Source organism: Rhodococcus sp. NPDC057135, assembly GCF_042670865.1.
Lineage (GTDB): Bacteria > Actinomycetota > Actinomycetes > Mycobacteriales > Mycobacteriaceae > Rhodococcus_F.
In genome coordinates, this window is the sequence record NZ_JBHUUU010000001.1 from 17529 (window position 1) to 36424 (window position 18896).

Annotated in this window: 20 protein-coding genes; 8 read left to right on the plus strand and 12 right to left on the minus strand. The window is 63.1% G+C overall.

Features of this window, described 5'->3' with window-relative positions; translation table 11 throughout:
* Window positions 1–49 precede the first annotated feature (49 nt).
* Window positions 50–460 carry a TIGR03668 family PPOX class F420-dependent oxidoreductase gene (locus tag ACFT1A_RS00065; protein ID WP_378445165.1) on the plus strand — a complete coding sequence of 137 codons (411 nt, stop codon included), beginning with the start codon at window positions 50–52 and terminating at the stop codon, window positions 458–460.
* A gap of 144 nt (window positions 461–604) precedes the next feature.
* On the plus strand, window positions 605–1354 hold the full coding sequence (locus ACFT1A_RS00070; protein ID WP_378445762.1) for a cyclase family protein: 750 nt from the start codon (window positions 605–607) through the stop codon (window positions 1352–1354).
* On the opposite strand, the gene ACFT1A_RS00075 is transcribed toward ACFT1A_RS00070, so the two are convergent.
* The 4 genes from ACFT1A_RS00075 to ACFT1A_RS00090 all read right to left on the minus strand — a co-directional run bounded on the left by ACFT1A_RS00075 (window position 1351) and on the right by ACFT1A_RS00090 (window position 5653).
* A complete protein-coding gene (locus ACFT1A_RS00075) occupies window positions 1351–2964 on the minus strand; it encodes a diguanylate cyclase domain-containing protein (protein WP_378445167.1) in 1614 nt (537 codons plus the stop codon). The two genes, ACFT1A_RS00070 and ACFT1A_RS00075, sit on opposite strands and share 4 nt — an antisense overlap.
* A gap of 149 nt (window positions 2965–3113) precedes the next feature.
* Complete coding sequence (locus ACFT1A_RS00080; protein ID WP_378445169.1) at window positions 3114–3992, minus strand: metal ABC transporter permease; 879 nt, start codon at window positions 3990–3992, stop codon at window positions 3114–3116.
* A gap of 3 nt (window positions 3993–3995) precedes the next feature.
* Window positions 3996–4730: a metal ABC transporter ATP-binding protein gene (locus tag ACFT1A_RS00085; protein ID WP_378445172.1), complete on the minus strand. Its 735-nt coding sequence runs from the start codon at window positions 4728–4730 to the stop codon at window positions 3996–3998.
* Complete coding sequence (locus ACFT1A_RS00090; protein WP_378445174.1) at window positions 4727–5653, minus strand: metal ABC transporter substrate-binding protein; 927 nt, start codon at window positions 5651–5653, stop codon at window positions 4727–4729. The genes ACFT1A_RS00085 and ACFT1A_RS00090 overlap by 4 nt, the downstream gene beginning before the upstream one ends.
* A 77-nt stretch (window positions 5654–5730) precedes the next feature.
* Between ACFT1A_RS00090 and ACFT1A_RS00095 the strand changes: the two genes are divergently transcribed.
* The 3 genes from ACFT1A_RS00095 to ACFT1A_RS00105 all read left to right on the plus strand — a co-directional run bounded on the left by ACFT1A_RS00095 (window position 5731) and on the right by ACFT1A_RS00105 (window position 8361).
* A complete protein-coding gene (locus ACFT1A_RS00095; RefSeq protein ID WP_378445176.1) occupies window positions 5731–6408 on the plus strand; it encodes an SDR family oxidoreductase in 678 nt (225 codons plus the stop codon).
* A 139-nt stretch (window positions 6409–6547) separates the two neighbouring features.
* Window positions 6548–7456 (plus strand): TIGR04222 domain-containing membrane protein, encoded by a 909-nt coding sequence (locus ACFT1A_RS00100; protein WP_378445178.1) that lies wholly within the window; start codon window positions 6548–6550, stop codon window positions 7454–7456.
* Window positions 7457–7467: 11 nt separating this feature from the next.
* Window positions 7468–8361 (plus strand): TIGR04222 domain-containing membrane protein, encoded by an 894-nt coding sequence (locus ACFT1A_RS00105; protein ID WP_378445180.1) that lies wholly within the window; start codon window positions 7468–7470, stop codon window positions 8359–8361.
* Here ACFT1A_RS00105 and ACFT1A_RS00110 read toward each other — a convergent pair.
* Genes ACFT1A_RS00110 through pdhA form a run of 5 tightly spaced genes read right to left on the minus strand, consistent with a single transcriptional unit; the run spans window position 8290 to window position 14185 of the window.
* The gene (locus ACFT1A_RS00110) at window positions 8290–9396 is read right to left on the minus strand and encodes a Glu/Leu/Phe/Val dehydrogenase dimerization domain-containing protein (protein WP_378445182.1); all 1107 of its coding nucleotides are present in this window, start codon (window positions 9394–9396) and stop codon (window positions 8290–8292) included. The two genes, ACFT1A_RS00105 and ACFT1A_RS00110, sit on opposite strands and share 72 nt — an antisense overlap.
* 25 nt (window positions 9397–9421) lie before the next feature.
* Entirely contained in the window at window positions 9422–10831 is a 1410-nt protein-coding gene (lpdA, locus tag ACFT1A_RS00115; protein WP_378445184.1) for a dihydrolipoyl dehydrogenase, read from the minus strand.
* Entirely contained in the window at window positions 10831–12054 is a 1224-nt protein-coding gene (locus tag ACFT1A_RS00120; protein WP_378445186.1) for a dihydrolipoamide acetyltransferase family protein, read from the minus strand. Before ACFT1A_RS00120 ends, lpdA begins: the two co-directional genes overlap by 1 nt.
* Window positions 12051–13055 carry an alpha-ketoacid dehydrogenase subunit beta gene (locus ACFT1A_RS00125; protein WP_378445188.1) on the minus strand — a complete coding sequence of 335 codons (1005 nt, stop codon included), beginning with the start codon at window positions 13053–13055 and terminating at the stop codon, window positions 12051–12053. Before ACFT1A_RS00125 ends, ACFT1A_RS00120 begins: the two co-directional genes overlap by 4 nt.
* A 2-nt stretch (window positions 13056–13057) precedes the next feature.
* Entirely contained in the window at window positions 13058–14185 is a 1128-nt protein-coding gene (gene pdhA / locus ACFT1A_RS00130) for a pyruvate dehydrogenase (acetyl-transferring) E1 component subunit alpha (RefSeq protein ID WP_378445190.1), read from the minus strand.
* A gap of 154 nt (window positions 14186–14339) precedes the next feature.
* On the opposite strand from pdhA, the gene ACFT1A_RS00135 reads away from it, so the two are divergent.
* Genes ACFT1A_RS00135 through ACFT1A_RS00145 form a run of 3 tightly spaced genes read left to right on the plus strand, consistent with a single transcriptional unit; the run spans window position 14340 to window position 16004 of the window.
* Window positions 14340–14810, plus strand: a complete 471-nt coding sequence (locus ACFT1A_RS00135) for an Lrp/AsnC family transcriptional regulator (protein WP_378445192.1) — start codon at window positions 14340–14342, stop codon at window positions 14808–14810.
* Window positions 14811–14856: 46 nt separating this feature from the next.
* Complete coding sequence (locus ACFT1A_RS00140) at window positions 14857–15681, plus strand: DUF692 domain-containing protein (protein WP_378445194.1); 825 nt, start codon at window positions 14857–14859, stop codon at window positions 15679–15681.
* Window positions 15678–16004: a hypothetical protein gene (locus tag ACFT1A_RS00145; protein WP_378445196.1), complete on the plus strand. Its 327-nt coding sequence runs from the start codon at window positions 15678–15680 to the stop codon at window positions 16002–16004. Before ACFT1A_RS00140 ends, ACFT1A_RS00145 begins: the two co-directional genes overlap by 4 nt.
* On the opposite strand, the gene ACFT1A_RS00150 is transcribed toward ACFT1A_RS00145, so the two are convergent.
* The 3 genes from ACFT1A_RS00150 to ACFT1A_RS00160 form a co-directional block, all read right to left on the minus strand.
* Entirely contained in the window at window positions 15993–16787 is a 795-nt protein-coding gene (locus ACFT1A_RS00150) for a family 1 encapsulin nanocompartment shell protein (RefSeq protein ID WP_230816233.1), read from the minus strand. The genes ACFT1A_RS00145 and ACFT1A_RS00150 overlap by 12 nt on opposite strands.
* Window positions 16784–17842, minus strand: a complete 1059-nt coding sequence (locus tag ACFT1A_RS00155) for a Dyp-type peroxidase (protein WP_378445199.1) — start codon at window positions 17840–17842, stop codon at window positions 16784–16786. Before ACFT1A_RS00155 ends, ACFT1A_RS00150 begins: the two co-directional genes overlap by 4 nt.
* A gap of 69 nt (window positions 17843–17911) precedes the next feature.
* The gene (locus ACFT1A_RS00160; RefSeq protein WP_378445201.1) at window positions 17912–18868 is read right to left on the minus strand and encodes an SMP-30/gluconolactonase/LRE family protein; all 957 of its coding nucleotides are present in this window, start codon (window positions 18866–18868) and stop codon (window positions 17912–17914) included.
* Between the last annotated feature and the right edge of the window lie 28 nt (window positions 18869–18896).

Below are 18896 nucleotides of genomic sequence, written 5' to 3' on the forward strand. Positions count from 1 at the left end.
TCCGTCAGCAGCGGCTTGCGGCAACCCTTGATCCATTTACGCTGTGGTTATGGACGATCCGAGAGCACGATTTGAAGCCGCGCGGGTGGCTCACCTGGCGACGGCTGACGCGGCCGGCGTTCCGCACATCGTGCCGCTGGTATTCGCCCTGGTCGGCGAAACTGTCTATTCCTGCGTCGACCACAAACCGAAAACCACCACCGCGCTTCGCAGGCTCCGGAACATCACCGAGACGGGGCGAGCAAGCCTTCTGGTCGATCATTACGACGACAACTGGTCCGCACTCTGGTGGGTCCGCGTCGACGGACACGCGGAGGTTCTCGAACCCGGCACCGAGGAGTCCGAGAGCGCAATCGATGCGTTGGCCGCGAAGTACCCGCAGTACGTAGATGACCGACCGCACGGGCAGGTGATAGCTGTCCGCGATGTGAAGTGGTCGTCATGGTCCGCGGCAGCCTAAGGTTCTGCTCTAGTGTTCAAGGAGCGAAAGTGATTGCAACACTCTCAATTCGGACAAAATGGTGGGGGATCGATGAAACGGCGACAGTTACTTCAGCGCGCAGCCACAGGTCTGGCGCTGGTAGCGGGACCTCAGGTGATCGACATGGGTAGCAGTTCCGGAAGCAGCCAAGACGCGGCAACGCCGGACGAGCTGTTGTCAGTTGTTTCGCTCTCGCACGTGAACGACCCCGCGACGACGCCGGTGTTTCCCGGCGATCCCGAGTTCACTCTCGACACAGCGGCAACCATCGCAGACGACGGCTACTACCTCCAGTACGTCAAGGAGGGCGAACACACGGGCACACATTGGGGTGCGCCGGCGCACTTCCAGGAAGGTGGACTCACAGCCGACCAACTCGATCCGGCCGACCTCTTCCTGCCCGCGGTGAAGATCGACGTCCGAGACAAGGCTGCCACCGATTCGGACTATGCGCTCACCGTCGCGGACATTCAGGAGTGGGAATCGCGCAATGGCAAGATCCCCGATGGAGCGGCCGTAGTTCTCTGGACCGGATGGGAATCGCGCTGGGGTAGCGAAGAATATGCCAACGCCGACGCCGAGGGTGTCACCCACCAGCCCGGCTTCTCGGTGGACGCGGCGCAGTGGCTGATAGACACCGGACGTCTGGGCACCCGCGGAGCATTGGGAACCGACACGTTCGGTCCCGACCTCGGAAACGACGAGACCTATCCCGTCTCGACGCTCCTGTACGACAAGCATCGAATCAGCCTGGAGAACCTGAACAATCTTGCCGCCCTGCCAACGACCGGGGCGAGCATCCTTGTCGGTGGCGCAATCAACAAGGCCGGGTCGGGTTCACCGGCAACGATTTTCGCACTCCTACGGCGCTAGTCTTTGCTGCGGTCGCGATAGACGGCGGTCGCGAAAGACGGCGGTCGCGAAAGACAACGATCACGGTAGACAACGACAGCGCCCTTTCCACTTCTCTTCGCGTCGTACATCGCCGCATCGGCCTGGCGAAGAAGAGTGTGCGCACTGAGTGGTTCGTCCCCGCACCCGAACTGCGCGGACCCGGACTGCGCGGCCCCGAACGACGCGACGCCGACGCTCGCGCCTACCGATACCGAAATGTCGCCTGCAATCCCATCACTACTGAGAGCGTCGACGATCCTTCGAGCTACGACGACGGCTTCGTCGATCGGGCCTTGCAGGAGCACTGTGAACTCGTCGCCCCCGAATCGAGCGACAAACGCACTCTCGGGAACCGCTTCGCGCAGACGTGCTGTGAGGGCAACCAGTAAACGATCACCGGCTGGATGCCCGTACTGATCGTTGACCTGCTTGAAATCGTCCAGGTCGACAAGCATCAGCACCCGTTCGGACTTCGTGTGGCGATAGTCGTCGATGGCACTTGCGAACTGCTCGTCGAACGCGGCCCGGTTGGCGAGCTCGGTGAGTGGGTCGTGATGTGCTCGGTACCGGAGCTCGTCCTGGGCAGCGGATATCTGTTGGAGGAGCGCGTCGTTCTCGAGGAGCGTGAGTATCTGACGCACCAGCGCGAGAACCAGCACGACGACGCCGAGTATCACGACCACGGCATCGAGGTTGCCGACGATGAGTGCCTGTACCGTCACGATCGTCGCGATGACCGCGATCAACAGGTACGGCAGCAGCAATTGAGTCCGATCACTTCGCCATTGTTGTAGTGCTGTGCGCGGCCGTGGCTCAGCGCGTTCGGTCAACGCCGCCAGCGCGATCAACGGCGGGCCGGCGATGAACCCCGCGTCGGCGATGGTCGGCATACTCTCGGCACCGATCGCCACCAAGTACGCGTACAGGCTGTCCGAAAGGGAGAGCATCACCAACCCGCACCCGAGGAACGTCAGCGGTTCACGGATCTCGGCTACGGCCTTCGGTCCGATGACCATCAGCAAGACCATCGCGATCAGAACGAAGTCGGTGATCGGATACATCACCGCGATGAGAAAGCCGAGAGGCCCGGTCGGACCGGTGTGCACGACGGCGCCGAGGGCAGTCGTCCACGTGAGGATGAACAATCCACCGACCACGACTAGGCCGTCGAGCGTCAGCACCATCCAGAGGTGGATCGGACCGATCGCCTCACGTCGGGGCGACTGGCGCACAAGCGACAGAAGCGCCGGCACGGCAAACACCGGGAACATGAAGAAACCGATGTCCGCAATCGACGGCGACGGAAGGGGAACGTGCAGAACCGAGCGATAGAACGCCCAGAAGAACATCCCGAGAGTCCAGCCGGCCATACCGAGAGCCATCAGAATTCGCCAACGACGCTCGACGCCGTGATGGCGCCGCGATGTCCACCAACAGACCGCAGTCGCGGTGGCTCCGCCGACGAGCTGGGCGATATCGTCCACCAGAACCGAAGCTCGTGGGCTGAGCAGCCCGGATCCGGCGAGGGCGATGACCGCGACAACGACGCCGAGAACCAGCCACGTGCGTCGTGCTCGGAACTGCGTCATCGAAGAACCCATCGGTGTTCAAGGCGTCACCACCGATTGTCTTGCGGCCGGCATCGTTGCGGCCGAAATGTTTGTGGTGACGAATGCCCGTACGAACCTACCCGATTTGGTAGCGGATTGTTAACTGGACGAACGATCAAGACCGCTCGCTACGCCACGGCGCTGTATTCCACCCGGGCTCTACGGCGCTGCGAAGTCCATTTCGCGATGACCCCTTGCGACGGGCTGAACAGGTACACCAGGGCGAACACGATGCCCTGTGTCATCACGACCATGCCACCGGAAGCCGTGTCGAGGTAGTAGCTGACGTAGATACCGGTAATCGCGCATAGTGCGGAGACGACGGGGGCTATGAACAGCATCCGTGAGAACTTGTCGGTGAGAAGGTAGGCCGTCGCCCCGGGGATGATCAGCATCGCCACCACCAGCACAACTCCGACAGCTTGCAGCGCCACAACCGACGTGAGCGCGAGCACTCCGAGGAGTAGGGCGCCGAGACGTTTGGGGGAGAGACCTATCGCATTGGCATGGACCGGGTCGAACGCGAACAACGTCAGATCGCGACGCTTGATCAACAGAATGCCCAGCGCCAACGCGCCGAGTATCGCGACCTGCAGAAGATCGGACGAGCTCACACCCAGCAGGTTGCCGAAGATGATGTGATTGAGATCGGTTTGGCTGGGGGTCACCGAGATGAGAACCAAACCGAACGCGAAGAGAGTCGTGAAGACGATTCCGATCGCGGCGTCCTCCTTGACGCGACTGGTGTTACGGATGAGCCCGATCAGGGCGACGGCGATCAACCCGAAGATCAAGGCCCCTATGGCAAATGGAGCGCCGACGACGTAAGCCAGAACGACACCGGGCAGTACAGCGTGCGAGACGGCATCACCCATCAGCGACCACCCGATGAGCACCAACCAGCAACTGAGCACCGCGCAGACAACCGCCGCCACAACCGCAACGGCCAACGCGCGCACCATGAATCCGTACTGGAGAGGATCGAGGAGCAGTTCTACGATGTTCATCGATCAGGTCCTGTCCATCACGTCGAGACCGAAAGCCAGGGCGAGGTTTTCCGGTTGAAGCACGGTGTCCGGGTCGGAATGCACCAGGACCTTGCGCATGAGTAGTACCGCCTCGTCGCAAAGTTTCGGCACCGCGTGGAGATCGTGGGTCGAGACCAAGATCGACCGGCCGTCGGAAGCCAACTCTCGTAGCAGCGTCGAAATCGTTGCCTCGGAACGCTTGTCGACGCCCGCAAACGGCTCGTCCAGCAACAGTATCGACGCGTCCTGCGCAATGCCGCGTGCCACGAACGCGCGCTTCTTCTGACCACCCGAGAGCTGTCCGATCTGGCGATCCGCGAATTCGGTGAGTTCCACCCGCTCGAGCGCCTCGGCCACCGCCTCGCGATCTGCGCGCCGCGGACGCCGCAAGAACCCGAGATGGCCGTATCTGCCCATCATCACGACGTCATGCACGCTGATCGGGAAGGTCCAGTCGACGTCTTCACTCTGCGGCACATATCCGACGCGGCCGCTCTTCCGCGCAGCGGCTGCGTCGAGGCCGGCGATTCTCACAGAGCCGTTGTCCGGCTTGATCATTCCCATGATGACCTTGAACAGGGTGGATTTGCCTGAACCGTTCATGCCGATCAGTCCGCAGACGCTACCCGAGTTCAACGTCAGATCGACGTGGTCCAGTGCGTGAACCTCGCCGTAGTGAACGCTGACATTTTCGACGCGAATGGCTTGTTCCGTCATGATTTACCGCCGGTCAGACCGCCGAGGATGACGTCGGTATCGTGGCGAATCATGTCCAGGTAGGTGGGCACGGGACCGTCGGCTTCGGACAGCGAATCGACGTACAGCGTTCCGCCGAACTTCGCGCCGGTCGCCCCGACGACTTGCTGCATGGGCGCATCCGAGACCGTCGACTCACAGAAGACGGCGGGAACTGAATTGGCCCGGACGAAGTCGATCGCGGCGATGATCTGCTGCGGCGTCGCCTGCTGCTCGGCATTGACTGGCCAGATGTACGCCTCGCTGAGTCCCGCGTCCCTGGCCAGATAGGAGAACGCACCCTCGCAGCTGACAAGTGCGCGCTGACCTGCGGGCAATGCCGCCAGGCCACTGACCAGGCCGTCTTGCACCGCTTGCAGTTCCGCCTTGTACTTCGCGCCGTTCTCCGCAAATGCCGCGGCATTGTCCGGATCGAGGTCACTGAACGCCGTCACCATGTTGTCGACGTAGATCTGCGTATTCAGTGGAGACATCCACGCATGCGGATTGGGCTTGCCCGCATAGGCATCACCGGCGATCGGGATGCCTTCGACGCCATCGCTGACCACAACGTGTGGCACATCCAGTCCGTTGACGAACTTGGCGAACCATGCTTCGAGGTTCATGCCGTTGTCGAGGATCAGGTCCGCCTCGTTGGCGCGGCGAATGTCCCCGGGTGTCGGCTCGTAGCCGTGAATTTCCGCTCCTGCCTTGGTGATCGACTCGACGCGCAGATGATCACCTGCGACGTTCTGGGCAATGTCCGAGAGCACGGTGAACGTGGTCAGCACTACCGGGCGGTCGTCGTCGGAAGCGGAATTCACTGCCGAACAGCTGGAAAGAAGCAGGGCGGCGAGGGCAGCAATTCCCAGGCGGCGGAAATTCTTCGCGTCGCGAGTCGTCATGTTCAAACTCTAATATGTGGGTAAACAAATACACAAGTTCGTCTCGCCGAACATTCCTCACTCGATAGGCTCGGACCATGCGTCCTACTGCCTTGATCACCGGTTCCAGTCGCGGCCTCGGAGCTGCCATCGCACGCGAACTGGCGCCGACACACGACCTGCTGCTCGGTGCACGATCCCCGCAGGCCCTCGAGCCGATCTGCGCCGAACTGCCCGGATCGACGCCTCTGCCCCTCGACCTCACGGACTACGACGCCGTCGCAGTCGCCGCCTCCTCCATCACGACGCTCGACGTGCTGGTACACAACGCCGGCGTGGCTGACATCGGAACCATCGAGGAATCCTCGGTCGATCAGTGGCGACGCACCCTCGAGGCAAACGTCATCGCCGTCGCCGAGCTCACGCGCGTACTTCTGCCCGCGCTTCGTGCAGCCGGAGGTCACGTCGTGCTGATCAATTCGGGTGCCGGGCTTCGCGCCAACGCCGGCTGGGGCTCGTATGCGGCCAGCAAGTTCGCCCTGCGCGCTTTCGGAGATGCGTTGCGCCTGGAAGAGCCGTCACTGCGAGTCACCTCCATTCACCCCGGACGGATCGACACCGATATGCAGCGCGACATCGTCGCCGGTGAAGGCGACGAGTACGACCCGGAGCGCTTCCTGAAGGCCTCCACCGTGGCCCGAGCCGTACGCACTGCCGTCGAAACACCGTCCGACGCACACCCCACGGAGATCGTGCTCCGACCTACCGGCCGGTAAATCCCCAGTTCGCCGGTAACGGAATGGTGACGATGACCATCCGGATATCGCTTTCCACGGGACTGGCCCGATACTGACATCAGTTGTCGGACAAAGAGACTGGATCTGTTCTCAGGAGTTCATCGAGAGGTGGTGTGCAATGCATAATCATACGGATACGTGGGGAATTTCCAGCCAGACCTTCCTTCAGTGGTACCTGGTGGCAGCCGCCGTCGCGATCGGGCTCTCGCTCTACAGCCGAATGTCTGCGCGCCGGTCACCCGTGGTCGTCGACGCGGTGCGTCGATCGCTCACTCCTCCCGAGATCGGCGCTTTGACCAGTGACTACCAGGCGGTGCTGGCGTCGATGGCTATTCTGCGCAGCGCCGAGCTGATCAGCACCGAAGGCAAGACCAAGCTGGCGCTCACTGCCGAGGACAAGAGTCGTCTCGACTGGTTCACCCGCACGGTGCACAAGCGGCTCGGCAACGGAAAAGTCCCGCTGCGGCAAGTGCGTCTGATGGGGCGGCTGAACGTCGCACTCGCACAACTACGTACGACGCTGATCGACGAGGGTTACCTGCAGCGCCCGCAGGACGGCCTGACTGCTGCCCTTCGGACCGTTCCGATCGTGGTGGTAATTGCTCTCGGCATCGTCCGACTCATCGCCGGGATCGCCGGCGGCAAGCCGGTCGGGTTTCTGCTCCTGACCATCATCGTTCTCGCGCTGATGATTCCGCTTCTACGAATCAAGCGTCGCCGTACGGCGTTGGGCGACAGCGAGCTTCGACGTCTCAAGCACGAAAATTCCTACCTCTCGCCGAAACTGCGACCTTCGTACACCAGTTACGGTCCGTCGCTCGCCGGACTCTCGGCAGCGCTCTTCGGTTCGGGCGCTCTGGTTCTGATCGATCCGGCGCTCGCGGGGGCCGTGGCTGCGGGCGCTGCGTACAGCCCGGGCGGTGCCAGTTCCAGCTACTACAGTTGCGGCTCCTCATCCGGATCATCCGGCTCGGACGGCGGTGGCGGCAGCGGAAGCAGTTGCGGCGGCGGCGGGTGTGGGGGATGACGGTGCCGGGGGTGAGCACTCACGCTGCCGACACCTGGGGGATCCCCAGCGAGGACTTCCTGTACGGCTACATAGCCATGTCAGTCACGCTTATGATTCTGACTCTGGTGTGGCGTCTGATGATTCGGGCACGCCGGTACAGGTATTCCACCGAGCACGGGTATTCCGCCGAGCAACTGACGCCTCCGGAAGTCGGAATGCTCACCGGCGCGTCACGCGCCCTCGCAGCGTCGTTGGCAATCCTGCGTGGCGCTGATTTGATCACCACCGACGGAGCCGTCCTGCGCCCGTTGGGCCCTGGCGACGAGACCCTGGACTGGTACACCCTCACCGTGTACCAGCGCCTCGCCCAGCAGGCCCTGCCCCATCGTCGGCGGCAACTCGCCGAGCGCATGACGGTGGAAACAGCTCGCCTACGAAACTCGTTGGCGGACCGTGGATACCTGACGTCGGACAACGCCAGGCGTTCAGTCCTCCTCGCGACACTTCCGCTGAAAATCCTGGTGGCCGTGGGGATCGTCCGCATTGCTTTCGGACTGCACAACGACAAGCCTGTCGAGTTTCTGATTCTCGCCGTGCTCGTCACCGGGTTCAGCATCCCCTTGCTCGGCATCAACTTCGCTCGGACCAGCTCGGGCAATGCGGCACGTTCGGAACTGACCAAGGCACACGCCTACCTGTCCCCGCGCAACAAGCCTGCCTTCTCCGCCTACGGGCCGCGCTTGGCCGGAATGTCCGCCGCCCTCTTCGCCGGATCGGCAATGCTGATGATCAATCCCGCCTTGGCCTCCGCCGCCGGAATCGGTGCCGACGGCAGCGGAGGTAGCGGTGGTTCAGACGGGGGAGGCGGCAGCTGCAGCGGGGGCGGCGGATGTGGCGGGGGCGGTGGTGGATGCGGGGGATAGCCGCGCCCGGGCGAGCAGGAGCGCGGCCTCCTCGGTAGTGATGCCACGTTCCTCGCTCAATGAATACACCTCGTCCAAGGTCCGGCCGATCCCTCGGGTTCGCTCCACGACGTCGTCTTCGTTCCACCCCAGGACTTCTCGCCCCACGAGGTGAAACGCCCCGCCCGCATTGGCCACAAAATCAGGGGCACAGAGAACCCCGCGGCTTCGCAGAACCTCGCCGGCAGCCGCATCGGCCAAGATGTTGTTCGCTGCGCCGGCCACTGCGAGAGCCGGAATCGACGCAGCAGCAGCGGAATCGATGATGCCTCCCATCGCGCAGGGAACAAAGAGGTCACACGGAGTTCGGAGTACCTCGTCCGCAGGAACGACCGTGTGCCCCGCGAGCGACGCCGCCTCCAGACGCTGCGGGTCCGTATCGGCAACCAGCAGACGTGCGCCAGCCTGCGCTGCGAGACGGACGACATCGCCGCCGACGGCGCCGAGTCCCTGTACGAGTACCGTTCGGCCGTCGAGTGTTCCGAGTCCACGGCGACGCGCCGTGGCTTTCATCGCTTCGAACACCCCTAGTGCCGTGGCGTGCGCGCTGGAACCGGCGCCACCGTTGTCGACCGAACGCCCGAAGACGTATTTGGTGGTGCGGCTGAGCTGATCCATGTCGGAAGAGTTGGTGTTGACGTCAGGGCCGGTCCAGTAGTTTCCTTCGAGCTTGTCGATGTTCTCGGCGTGGATGTCGAGGATACGGGTCCAGGTTGCGGCGTCGATCTGACTGCGCGGTGCAGGTAGCGCAATGACCGACTTCCCGCCACCCATCGGCAGATCGGAGACCGCCATCTTCAAAGTCATTGCGCCGGCGAGCTTCCCGGCGTCCGCCAATGCGTGACCGATGGAGGGATAGTGAGCGGCCCGCGTGCCACCCGACGCCGGTCCCAGGCGAGTGGAGTCGATTCGAATCACGAAAGTCGTGCCGGTCTCCCGATCATGGCGTGTGACGGTCAGTTCACCGTCCCAGCGCAGTTCGTCGTCGATACTCATAACAAATCCTCTTCCAGTCTCGGGGTCAGTTGTGCGCGTGCAGTGGTGTTCCCGCGAGTGCGAGCATGGCCTCGCCCAACGCTTCGTTCTGGCTGGGGTGTGCGTGGATGAAACGCCCCACTTCGTCGGGAAGTGCCTCCCAGGCAACGGCCAACTGCGCCTCACCGATCAGTTCGCCGACGCGATCTCCTACCAAGTGGACACCGACAACAGGGCCTTTCGTTCCGCTGCGAATCACCTTGATTCCTCCGGTAGTCCGCAGGATCTGGCTCTTGCCGTTACCCGCCAGGTCGTAGACGACGGTGCAGATGTCGCCGTACTGCGTGCGCGCCGCCTCTTCGCCGAGTCCGACAGATGCAACTTCCGGATGTGAGTACGTCACGCGAGGAATCAGATGTTCGGCGACCGGTATCGGATCCTTGCCGGCAATCTGTTCGGCCACAAAGATTCCCTGCTGGAAGCCGCGGTGCGCCAATGCAAGACCGGGCACGATGTCCCCGACCGCGTACACACCGTCCACGGCCGTACGGAGTCGTTCGTCGGCGACGACAAATCCCTTGTCAAGGTTGATTCCGTTTTCTGCGAAACCGATACCGCTCGTGCGGGGTCCGCGGCCGACGGCGACCAGCAATACGTCGGTATCGAGTATTGTTCCGTCGCCTAGTTCGATGCGGACCGAATCAGCCGCTTCTTTCGCGGAAACCATCTTCGTACTTGTCTTGCACACGATTCCGCGTTTATGATAGGCCCGTTCGAGTTGCTTTGACGACCACGGATCCTCAGCGGCGATCAGTCGGGGGAGTGCCTCGACGATGGTCACTTCGGCGCCGAAGGAGCGCCAGAGGCTTGCGAACTCGACGCCGATGACACCACCGCCCAGCACTGTTGCGCTGGTGGGCACCTGGTCGAGTTCGAGTGCCTGGTCACTGGTGAGGATCCGTCGGCCGAGTTCGATGCCGGGGAGCCCCCGCGGATACGATCCGGTAGCCAGAACGAGTGACGTTCCGGTGTAGCGGGTTCCGTCGACGTCGATGCTTCGCCCACCGACATACGTCCCGGATCCGTTGACGATGGTGATCTTGTGTTGCGCCAGCAATCCTTGCAAGCCACCGTACAGCCGCTCGACTGTCCCGTTCTTGTAGTCGTGAACCTGTGCGATGTCGATGCCGTCAAATCTTGCACGGACTCCGAATTGCTCACTGGTGCGTGCAGAGTCGGCAACCTCGGCGGAATGCAACAGTGCCTTGGTCGGGATGCATCCGCGGTGCAGGCACGTTCCGCCGACCTTGTCTGCCTCGATCAGCGTGACCGACAACCCGAGTTGGGCGGCGCGGATGGCGCAGGCATAGCCGCCGGAACCGCCGCCGAGGACCACGACATCACTGTGCCGTTCGCCGGTAGTCATCGGAGCCTTGGTCATCGGCGCCTTGGTCATCAGAGCCTCCCCAGGACGCGGATCGGGTTCTCGATGTAGTCACCGAACAGCCTCAGGAATCCACCGGCTTCGCCGCCGTCACAGACGCGGTGGTCGAAGCTCAACGAGATCTGTGCGACCTTACGAACGGTCAACTCGCCGTTCACCACCCACGGCTTGTCGATGATGCGTCCGATGCCGAGGATCGCCGCCTCGGGGTGGTTGATGATCGGAGTCGATCCGTCGACGCCGAATACTCCGTAGTTGTTGAGTGTGAAGGTGCCGCCGGTCAGGCGGGCGGGTTCGAGTTTGCCGTCGCGAGCGAGTTCGGTGGACGTCCGAAGTGCTTGTGCGAGTGCGACGGTGCTCAAAGAATCAGCATTGCGAATGACCGGGACCATCAATCCCTTCGGTGTCTGTGCGGCGATTCCGAGGTTAATGTGGGCGTGTCGGACGATCTCGCCTCGAGCAGTGTCAACCGACGAGTTCAGTTCGGGGTACTGCGCCAACGCGGCGGTGGTCAGCCGAGCCAGCAGCGCCATCAGGCTGATCTTGTCGGAATCGGGCAGTGCTTTGTTGATCTCGGCACGCGCCGTGAACAGCTCGGTGGCGTCGACGTCGACCCAGGTTGTTGCGTCCGGGATCTCGCGGCGGCTGGTGGACAGCTTGTCGGCAACTACCTTGCGTAGCCCCTTGATCGGGATTCTTTGGTCGGTCGCGTGTGATGTTTCCGTTTCCGGGCCGAAGTTTGCCCCGGCCTCGACGTCGGCGCGCGTGATGACTCCGCCAGCGCCCGATCCGGAAATCGTGGCTAGGTCGATACTGTTGTCAGAGGCCAGTTTACGAACGATCGGCGAGATCACACGTACCGACGGAGCAGCTCTGCGGCGGCGCAGAGGTGCATCCTCGCTGGTGCCGTAGCCGATCAGGACGTTGCCCGAACCGGCGCGTTCCTCTTCGCGGTAGCGCTCGTGGTTGGCCGAGACGACCACGTCCACACTCTCGCTGCCGCTCACAGTGATCAGCGGCGTACCCACCTTCAGGGTGTCGCCGTCTTTGCCGTGGAGTTCGATCACGGTTCCGGCGAACGGGATGGGCACGTCCACAGCAGCTTTCGCAGTCTCGACCTCGACGACGATCTGATCGATGGTGACCACATCGCCGACCTTGACGTGCCACTCCGCGATGTCGGCCTCGGCCAGACCTTCACCCAGGTCAGGGAGCATGAATACCTGATTGGTCATGCCGTCACCGCCCAGCGGGTGTCGGGAGCGTCGTTCCACTGCAGGCGGTCGACGGTATCGAGGACTCGGTCGACGCTGGGCAGGTGGTGACGCTCGAGCTTGGGGGCGGGGTAGGGGATGTCGAATCCGCTGACGCGGAGCACCGGGGCGTGGAGATAGTGGAAGCACCGCTCCTGCACGCGGGCGGCGATTTCCGCGCCCACACCGGCAAATCCTTGCGCTTCCTGGATGACGATGCAGCGTCCGGTCTTTCGCACCGATGCGGTGACGGTCTCGTCGTCGAACGGCACTATCGAGCGGATGTCGATCACCTCGATGTCGCGGCCCTCGGCTGCTGCGGCGTCGGCGGACTTCAGTGCAACGTCCACGGACGGGCCGTAGGCGATGAGCGTCGCATCACGACCGGAGCGCCTGACGACGGCGCGACCGATCGACTCACGTGCGGTCAGTTCGACATCTGCTCGCGCGAAGTACAGCTTCTTGGGCTCGAGGAAGATCACGGGGTCGGGGTCCTCGATTGCCGAACGTAGCAGCGAGTACGCATCTTCGACCGTGGACGGCGCCACAACCTTCAGTCCGGGTGTGTGCGCGTAGTAGCCCTCGCTGGAATCACAGTGATGCTCCACCCCGCCGATACCGCCGGCAAAAGGAACGCGGATGACGATCGGGATCGACAGCGCGCCCTTGGTGCGGTTGCGGATCTTCGCGACGTGGGAGGCGATCTGCTCGAACGCCGGATAGGCAAACGCGTCGAATTGCATTTCCACGACCGGACGAAAACCGGCCATTGCCATACCGATTGCGAATCCGATGATGCCGGACTCGGCGAGTGGAGTGTCGAAGCATCGGTCGTCGCCGAAGTCGCGGGTGAGGCCGTCGGTGACGCGGAAGACGCCGCCGAGAGTGCCGACGTCCTCACCGAAGACGACAACGTTGTCGTCCGCGGTCAACGAGTCCCGTAGTGCGGTGTTGAGGGCCTGAGCCATCGTGAGCATGGGCATTGTCAGTTTCCCCCTGTGTCAGCGGCTTCGGCGGCAAGTTCGGTCTCGAGTTGCGCTTGTTGCTCACGCAGCTGCGGTGTCTGCTCGGCGAAGACGTACCGGAACAGATCGAGCGGATCGTGCGGACGGTCGACATTCATGCCGGCGCGCAGTGTGGCGGCCTCTGCCTCGGCCTCCGCGGTCAGTGATTCCACGAATGCGTCGTCGATCAGATCGTGTGCACGCAGATACTTTTCGAGTCGCAGCAGGGGGTCTCGCCCGAGCCAGGCTTCAACCTCCGCGCTGTCGCGGTAGCGGGTGGCGTCGTCGGCATTGGTATGTGCGTCGATGCGATAAGTGTGTGCCTCGACGATCACCGGCCCGTTGCCGTTGCGGACGAAGCGCGCTGCCTCGTCCATGACGGCCATCATCGCGACGGGGTCGTTGCCGTCGACCTGCTCGCTGCCGATCCCGTAGCCGACGCCCTTGTGCGCCAACGTCGGTGCTGCGCTTTGGCGCGACAGTGGCACGCTGATCGCAAATCCGTTGTTCTGCACCAGAAAGATCACCGGCGCCTTGAAAACGGCGGCAAAGTTCAGTGCTTCGTGGAAATCGCCCTCGCTGGTGGCGCCGTCACCGCAGAGCGCCAGCGCGACGGTGTTCAAGCCCCGGCGGGACTCGCCGTAGGCCACTCCCGCTGCGTGCAGCAACTGCGTCGCCAGCGGGGTGCACTGCGGCGCACTGCGAAGTGCAGCCGGGTCGTACCCGCAATGCCAGTCACCGGCAAGCATGCTCAGAATCTGCACCGGATCGACACCTCTGGCGGCCAACGCCATCGAATCCCGGTAGGTGGGGAAGAGCCAGTCACGCGGTTCCAGACTCATCGCTGCTGCGATCTGACATGCCTCCTGGCCCCGTGAGGACGGGTACACGGCCAGGCGCCCCTGTTTGGTCAGCGCCGTCGCCTGCTGGTCGAAGCGTCTGCCCAGGAACATCTTTCGATACATCTCGATCAGGCGATCGTCGCTCGGTTTTGCGTAGCGGGCCTCGCTGCGCGTCAGTTCTCCGGCAGGGTCGAGGTATTGCACCGCGGAATCGGCCGGCAGGAACTTTTGATAGCGCAGTTCCCCCAAGGGCTCGACAAGTGTCACTTCTACCTCCAGAAGACGTTGTGTCCATCAGTATTCGCACTTCGGCGACGTAATGGCAGAAGGCGTCGAAGATTCAAGACAAACGGCCTATCATGGGGATTCGGGCAGCAATATGTCCATCAACCGAATGGACTACCGAAGCAGGAATGGACAGATGGCCACCGAACCGCACACTCTCGATGCGATCGACCGCCGCATCATCGCCGAACTGGTCGCTGACAGTCGCATCTCCATGCGCGCGCTGGCCGAGAAGGCGCACATTTCACGCGCTCACGCCTACGTCCGCATCGAAAGGCTCGAGGACGCCGGAATCATCACCGGATTCACGACGCGGATCGCCCACGAGAAGGCCGGGCTCGGCTCCTCGGCATACGTGGCGCTCTCGATCAGGCAGCACTCGTGGAGGGGTCTGGCGGCGTCCTTGAAGGCCCTGCCGTTTGTCGAGCACTTCTCGCTCCTCGGCGGCGACTTCGACGTTCTGGTGCTGGTCCGTGCCCCGGACAACCGGGAACTACGCCACACCGTTCTCGAACAACTGCAGGGACTCGACGGGGTTCTCTCGACCAAAACATGGCTGATCTTCGAGGAGGGCAACGGACCGGGACCCAACTGGCTGCCCGCCTGATCCGTCTATAGTCGCCGTTAGCAGTTGCACACGGGAGGTGACTCGAATGACCCTGCACGGCCTGGGAATCGGTTGGCGCCCCGAGGTCTCCGGAATCATCTCGCAACTAGACGGCCTGGCGTTCTGCGAAGTCATTGCCGAATCCATCGGAAACGAGATACCTCAGCACCTCGGCTCGCTGGGAGTTCCGGTGATCCCTCACGGCATCTCGCTCTCACTCGGTGGGGCCGAGGCGGTAGATCAGGCTCGGGTCGATCACCTCGCGCATACAGCCCAGCTACTGGACGCCCCCTTGGCGAGCGAGCACATCGCATTCGTGCGGGCGGGCGGCATCGAGGCCGGGCACCTGCTCCCACTGCCGCGCACCTACGAAGCCGTCGACGCCTTGGTACGCAACATCACCCGGACTCAGGACGGTCTACCGGTGCCGTTTGCCGTCGAAAACGTTGCCGCCCTGTTCGACTGGCCGGACGACGAGTTGACCGAAGGGGAGTTTCTCGCGGAGATCGTCGAGCGAACCGGGGCCCTGCTGGTTCTCGACATCGCGAACGTCTACGCCAATGCTCTCAATCGCGGGCGTGATCCGTGGACCGAACTGAGCCGGCTGCCGCTCGAACGAATCGCATACTGCCACATCGCCGGTGGCAGTCTCAGCGACGGCAGATACCACGACACGCACACCGATCCGGTGCCCGAAGCCGTGCTGGAACTCCTTGCGCAGTTCACCGCCGCCGGTCACCATCCCGCGATCATGCTCGAGCGAGACGGCAACTATCCGCCGGCACTGGAATTACTCGACGAGCTCGATGCCATCGCCGACGCAGCTGGTCTGGATCGCATCACGGCGGGCACCGATTGGTCACGCACATGAGCACGCTCGGTGAGCGTCAAGAGGCGCTGATTCGGGCTCTGGTGGCGGGCGGCGAACTACCCGAAGGCTTCGACAAAGACGATGCTGCCGTTGTCTCGACGGCACTGCTCCGAAAGCGCGCGGGAGAAGTGGCGCACCACCTTCCGGTGGTGCGCCACACTCTCGGCGATCGTTATCTTCAGTTGTTCACAGCGTGGGCGGACGGGCGACCGAAGACGTCTTCGCATGCGGACGCCCAAGCATTTGTCGCCCATCTCCAGGACATCGGCGAACTGCCTGGCCCGCCCTGGTATCAGAGATTTCGAAGGCGCTTACGCAAGTGAGACAACAGCTTCGCTGGTGTACATGAGGAACGTCATCGATTCCTGGAAGTACAGCTCCACGGAATTCGCATCGTGCGAAAGATAGCCGATGGACAGGTCCTGACCCAGGTGCAGTTCGTAGTCACCGCCACGCGTCGAGAGCAGGAAAGCGCCGTCAATGGCCGGGGCCCAGATGATCTCGCCGTCGAGGACGCGTCGCAGGTGCTCGCGGATGGGGTAGCCGTGATCGGAGGTCTCGTTGATCGCGGTGAACGCGTCGGCGTTCAGGAGCAGTGAGTACGGTCCGTTGACACCGGCCAAGCGCAGCGACGTGATCGCCTGGCTGATGGCCTCCGGGTAGTCCTTGGCGTCGATGGGGAGCTTGAGTTCCGGGTTGGAACCGCTGGCCCGCACGCCGGTGATGCTGGCTGCGGGGTATCCCTCGAAGATGGCGCGGTCCTCGGCGAAAGCGATCTGCTTGGCTGCGTCCTTGACGGGCTGCCAGTCGGAGTCCTTGGCGCCGCGCTCGACGTCGTCGATGGCCTGTCGGCTGATGGTGAACGGAACCCGCAGTTCGATGATCGGCTGTGACTGACGAGCATGTGCGATGACACCGTCGGCCAGGGGATTGATCGGCACCTGATGCCCGAGCGGGATGGCCGCGAGATCGTCACCCGACGGCCCCTCCACGTCCACGACACGACGACCGGCGACGTGACGCTTGAAGGTACGGCTGGCCTCTTCCTCGATCTCGGCCCAGGCTGCTGCCGAAATGGGTGCTAGGTCGCGGTGCAGGTTTGTCATTGCTGGGCACTCCTTTTGAGGCTGCCGATTCCGAGAGAACCGTCAGAGATGGGCGCTGTGAACGTCGCTTCGGGAACGAGCCTGGTCGGCAAGTCCGGGGGATCGTCGAGAAAGTCCGCCGTCGGAACGAAGAAGTTGATTCCGGTGACGGCGGTGGAGAAGTCGAGAATGCGGTCGTAGTTGCCGACGGGATTCCCGATGAACATGTTGGTGAGCATCTGCTCGGTGACCGTCGGCGACGCCGAGTAACCGATGAAGTAAGTACCCATCTCAGCGGAGCCGACGTGGCCGAACGGCATGTTGTCGCGCAGGATCTGGATCTGCTCACCAGATTCGTCTTCGATGACGGTGAGAGCGGTGTGGGAGTTGGCCGGCTTGGTGTCGTCGTCCATCTCGAGGTCTTCGAGCTTGGAGCGTCCGATGACGTTCTCCTGCTCCTCGACCGGCAGGGAATTCCACTCCGACATGTCGTGGAGGTACTTCTGGACGATGACGTAACTGCTGCCCGCGAAGTCCGGATCGTCGTCGCCGACGGTGACCGCGACGTATGCGGCCTGCCCGGACGGGTTCTCGGTGCCGTCGACGAAACCCATGAGATCGCGTTGCTCGAAGTACTTGAACCCGTGGACCTCGTCGATCACGGACGCGGCCCCGGCCAACCTGTTGGTCACGACCGTGGCGAACTCGAAACACAGATCCATCTGACGGGCCCGGATGTGGAACAACAGATCGCCCGGCGTGCGCGGGGCGTGGTGTTTGTCACCTGTCAACTCGACAAAGGGATGCAATTCCGCGGGCCGTGGGCCGTCGAAAAGCCGGTCCCACGCATCCGAACCGATTCCGACGACGGCGGCCAAGCCACCTGCGGGAACCCGGAATCCGATCGAGCGCTGCAGCCCGGAAATATCGGCCAGAACGTCGTGAACTGGCTGCTCACCACCCTCGTCGATGGTGAAAACCAGGAAGATCGCAGCTTCTGTGAGCGGGGTCAGCAACGGCTGCGGTATCGCGGGAAGGGCCACTTCGGCCTCGTCGATCTCACTCGTTTCCGCCATGCAGACCAGTATGGACGATTCCGGCAGTCCCGGCATCAGTAGTGGGTAAGTAGCGACAAGGGTGTCGCGTTACGGTGTTGCGGCCTGGGCGCCCGCGTCGAAGCCCGCCGGAATCTCGAAGATCTTTCCGTCGAACCCAGCGCGGTAGAGATGCCCGGCCGCGAAACTGGAATTGCCGCGCCCGTAGGTCAACACGCTCGACGCCTGCAGTCCGCTGGTGAGCGAGCAGTACTGGCCGGGGCCGTCGATACGCCACACCTCACCACTGATGTCGGTGGGGACAATGGCGCGATCTCGCGAGTCCAAGGTCAAACCATCTGGGGCAGAGAAGGTTTCGAAACCGCCGAGATCGACCAACGACTCCGAATATCCTGGATTGTCGACGGAGATGCGGCTGACACCCGGGTTTGCGAACGTGCGCGAGACGTAGAGCCAGCGATTATCGGCACTCAGGGCAGCGCCGTTCGCGCTCGGGAAGGTTGCCCACGCCGGGTCGACGGAACCATTCGGGCTGACCTTTCCGATCAGCGCGCCGAAATCGTTGGTGGCGTAGATCGTTCCGTCGTGCGCGACGGCGAGGCCGTTTGCAGCGCTCAGACCACCGGCTATCGGCGTCACGGCGCCCGAGTTCACGTCGACCCGCGCGACCGACGCAGCCCGCGTCAGATCGCCGATCAGAACACTTGCGTTTGCTCCGGTACCCACCAGCAGTGAACCGTCCGGGCTCCACGCGAGTGCGCCCGCACCGCCGGGAACCGTCGCGATCGGAACTGCAGCCTGACCAGGCGCATCGACGCGGAAGATCTGCCCGCTCACCAGGTCCGTCGTGTACAGGCGGCCCTGCCCGTCCACCGTGACACCCTCGAGAGCCGCGCCCGGAATCTGAGCGCTGAGTATCGCGGGCGACGATCCCGGACAGAGTGGAGCGGCCGCGGCACCGGACACGCCCAGAGCCAGAAGCGAACCGGCAACAAGAGCACCGGTGATACCAACACGAATACCGCGATCGAAGATCTGGGTGCGCATCTGCGCAACGCTAGACCCTCTGCCCGAT

What these genes read in the sequence shown, in the direction of transcription:
- ACFT1A_RS00065 (WP_378445165.1), top strand. Translation starts at nt 50, where the DNA reads ATGGACGATCCGAGAGCACGATTTGAAGCCGCGCGGGTGGCTCACCTG.
- ACFT1A_RS00070 (WP_378445762.1), top strand. Translation starts at nt 605, where the DNA reads ATGGGTAGCAGTTCCGGAAGCAGCCAAGACGCGGCAACGCCGGACGAG.
- ACFT1A_RS00075 (WP_378445167.1), bottom strand. Translation starts at nt 2,964, where the DNA reads ATGACGCAGTTCCGAGCACGACGCACGTGGCTGGTTCTCGGCGTCGTT.
- ACFT1A_RS00080 (WP_378445169.1), bottom strand. Translation starts at nt 3,992, where the DNA reads ATGAACATCGTAGAACTGCTCCTCGATCCTCTCCAGTACGGATTCATG.
- ACFT1A_RS00085 (WP_378445172.1), bottom strand. Translation starts at nt 4,730, where the DNA reads ATGACGGAACAAGCCATTCGCGTCGAAAATGTCAGCGTTCACTACGGC.
- ACFT1A_RS00090 (WP_378445174.1), bottom strand. Translation starts at nt 5,653, where the DNA reads ATGACGACTCGCGACGCGAAGAATTTCCGCCGCCTGGGAATTGCTGCC.
- ACFT1A_RS00095 (WP_378445176.1), top strand. Translation starts at nt 5,731, where the DNA reads ATGCGTCCTACTGCCTTGATCACCGGTTCCAGTCGCGGCCTCGGAGCT.
- ACFT1A_RS00100 (WP_378445178.1), top strand. Translation starts at nt 6,548, where the DNA reads ATGCATAATCATACGGATACGTGGGGAATTTCCAGCCAGACCTTCCTT.
- ACFT1A_RS00110 (WP_378445182.1), bottom strand. Translation starts at nt 9,396, where the DNA reads ATGAGTATCGACGACGAACTGCGCTGGGACGGTGAACTGACCGTCACA.
- lpdA (WP_378445184.1), bottom strand. Translation starts at nt 10,831, where the DNA reads ATGACCAAGGCGCCGATGACCAAGGCTCCGATGACTACCGGCGAACGG.
- ACFT1A_RS00120 (WP_378445186.1), bottom strand. Translation starts at nt 12,054, where the DNA reads ATGACCAATCAGGTATTCATGCTCCCTGACCTGGGTGAAGGTCTGGCC.
- ACFT1A_RS00125 (WP_378445188.1), bottom strand. Translation starts at nt 13,055, where the DNA reads ATGCCCATGCTCACGATGGCTCAGGCCCTCAACACCGCACTACGGGAC.
- ACFT1A_RS00135 (WP_378445192.1), top strand. Translation starts at nt 14,340, where the DNA reads ATGGCCACCGAACCGCACACTCTCGATGCGATCGACCGCCGCATCATC.
- ACFT1A_RS00140 (WP_378445194.1), top strand. Translation starts at nt 14,857, where the DNA reads ATGACCCTGCACGGCCTGGGAATCGGTTGGCGCCCCGAGGTCTCCGGA.
- ACFT1A_RS00145 (WP_378445196.1), top strand. Translation starts at nt 15,678, where the DNA reads ATGAGCACGCTCGGTGAGCGTCAAGAGGCGCTGATTCGGGCTCTGGTG.
- ACFT1A_RS00150 (WP_230816233.1), bottom strand. Translation starts at nt 16,787, where the DNA reads ATGACAAACCTGCACCGCGACCTAGCACCCATTTCGGCAGCAGCCTGG.
- ACFT1A_RS00155 (WP_378445199.1), bottom strand. Translation starts at nt 17,842, where the DNA reads ATGGCGGAAACGAGTGAGATCGACGAGGCCGAAGTGGCCCTTCCCGCG.
- ACFT1A_RS00160 (WP_378445201.1), bottom strand. Translation starts at nt 18,868, where the DNA reads ATGCGCACCCAGATCTTCGATCGCGGTATTCGTGTTGGTATCACCGGT.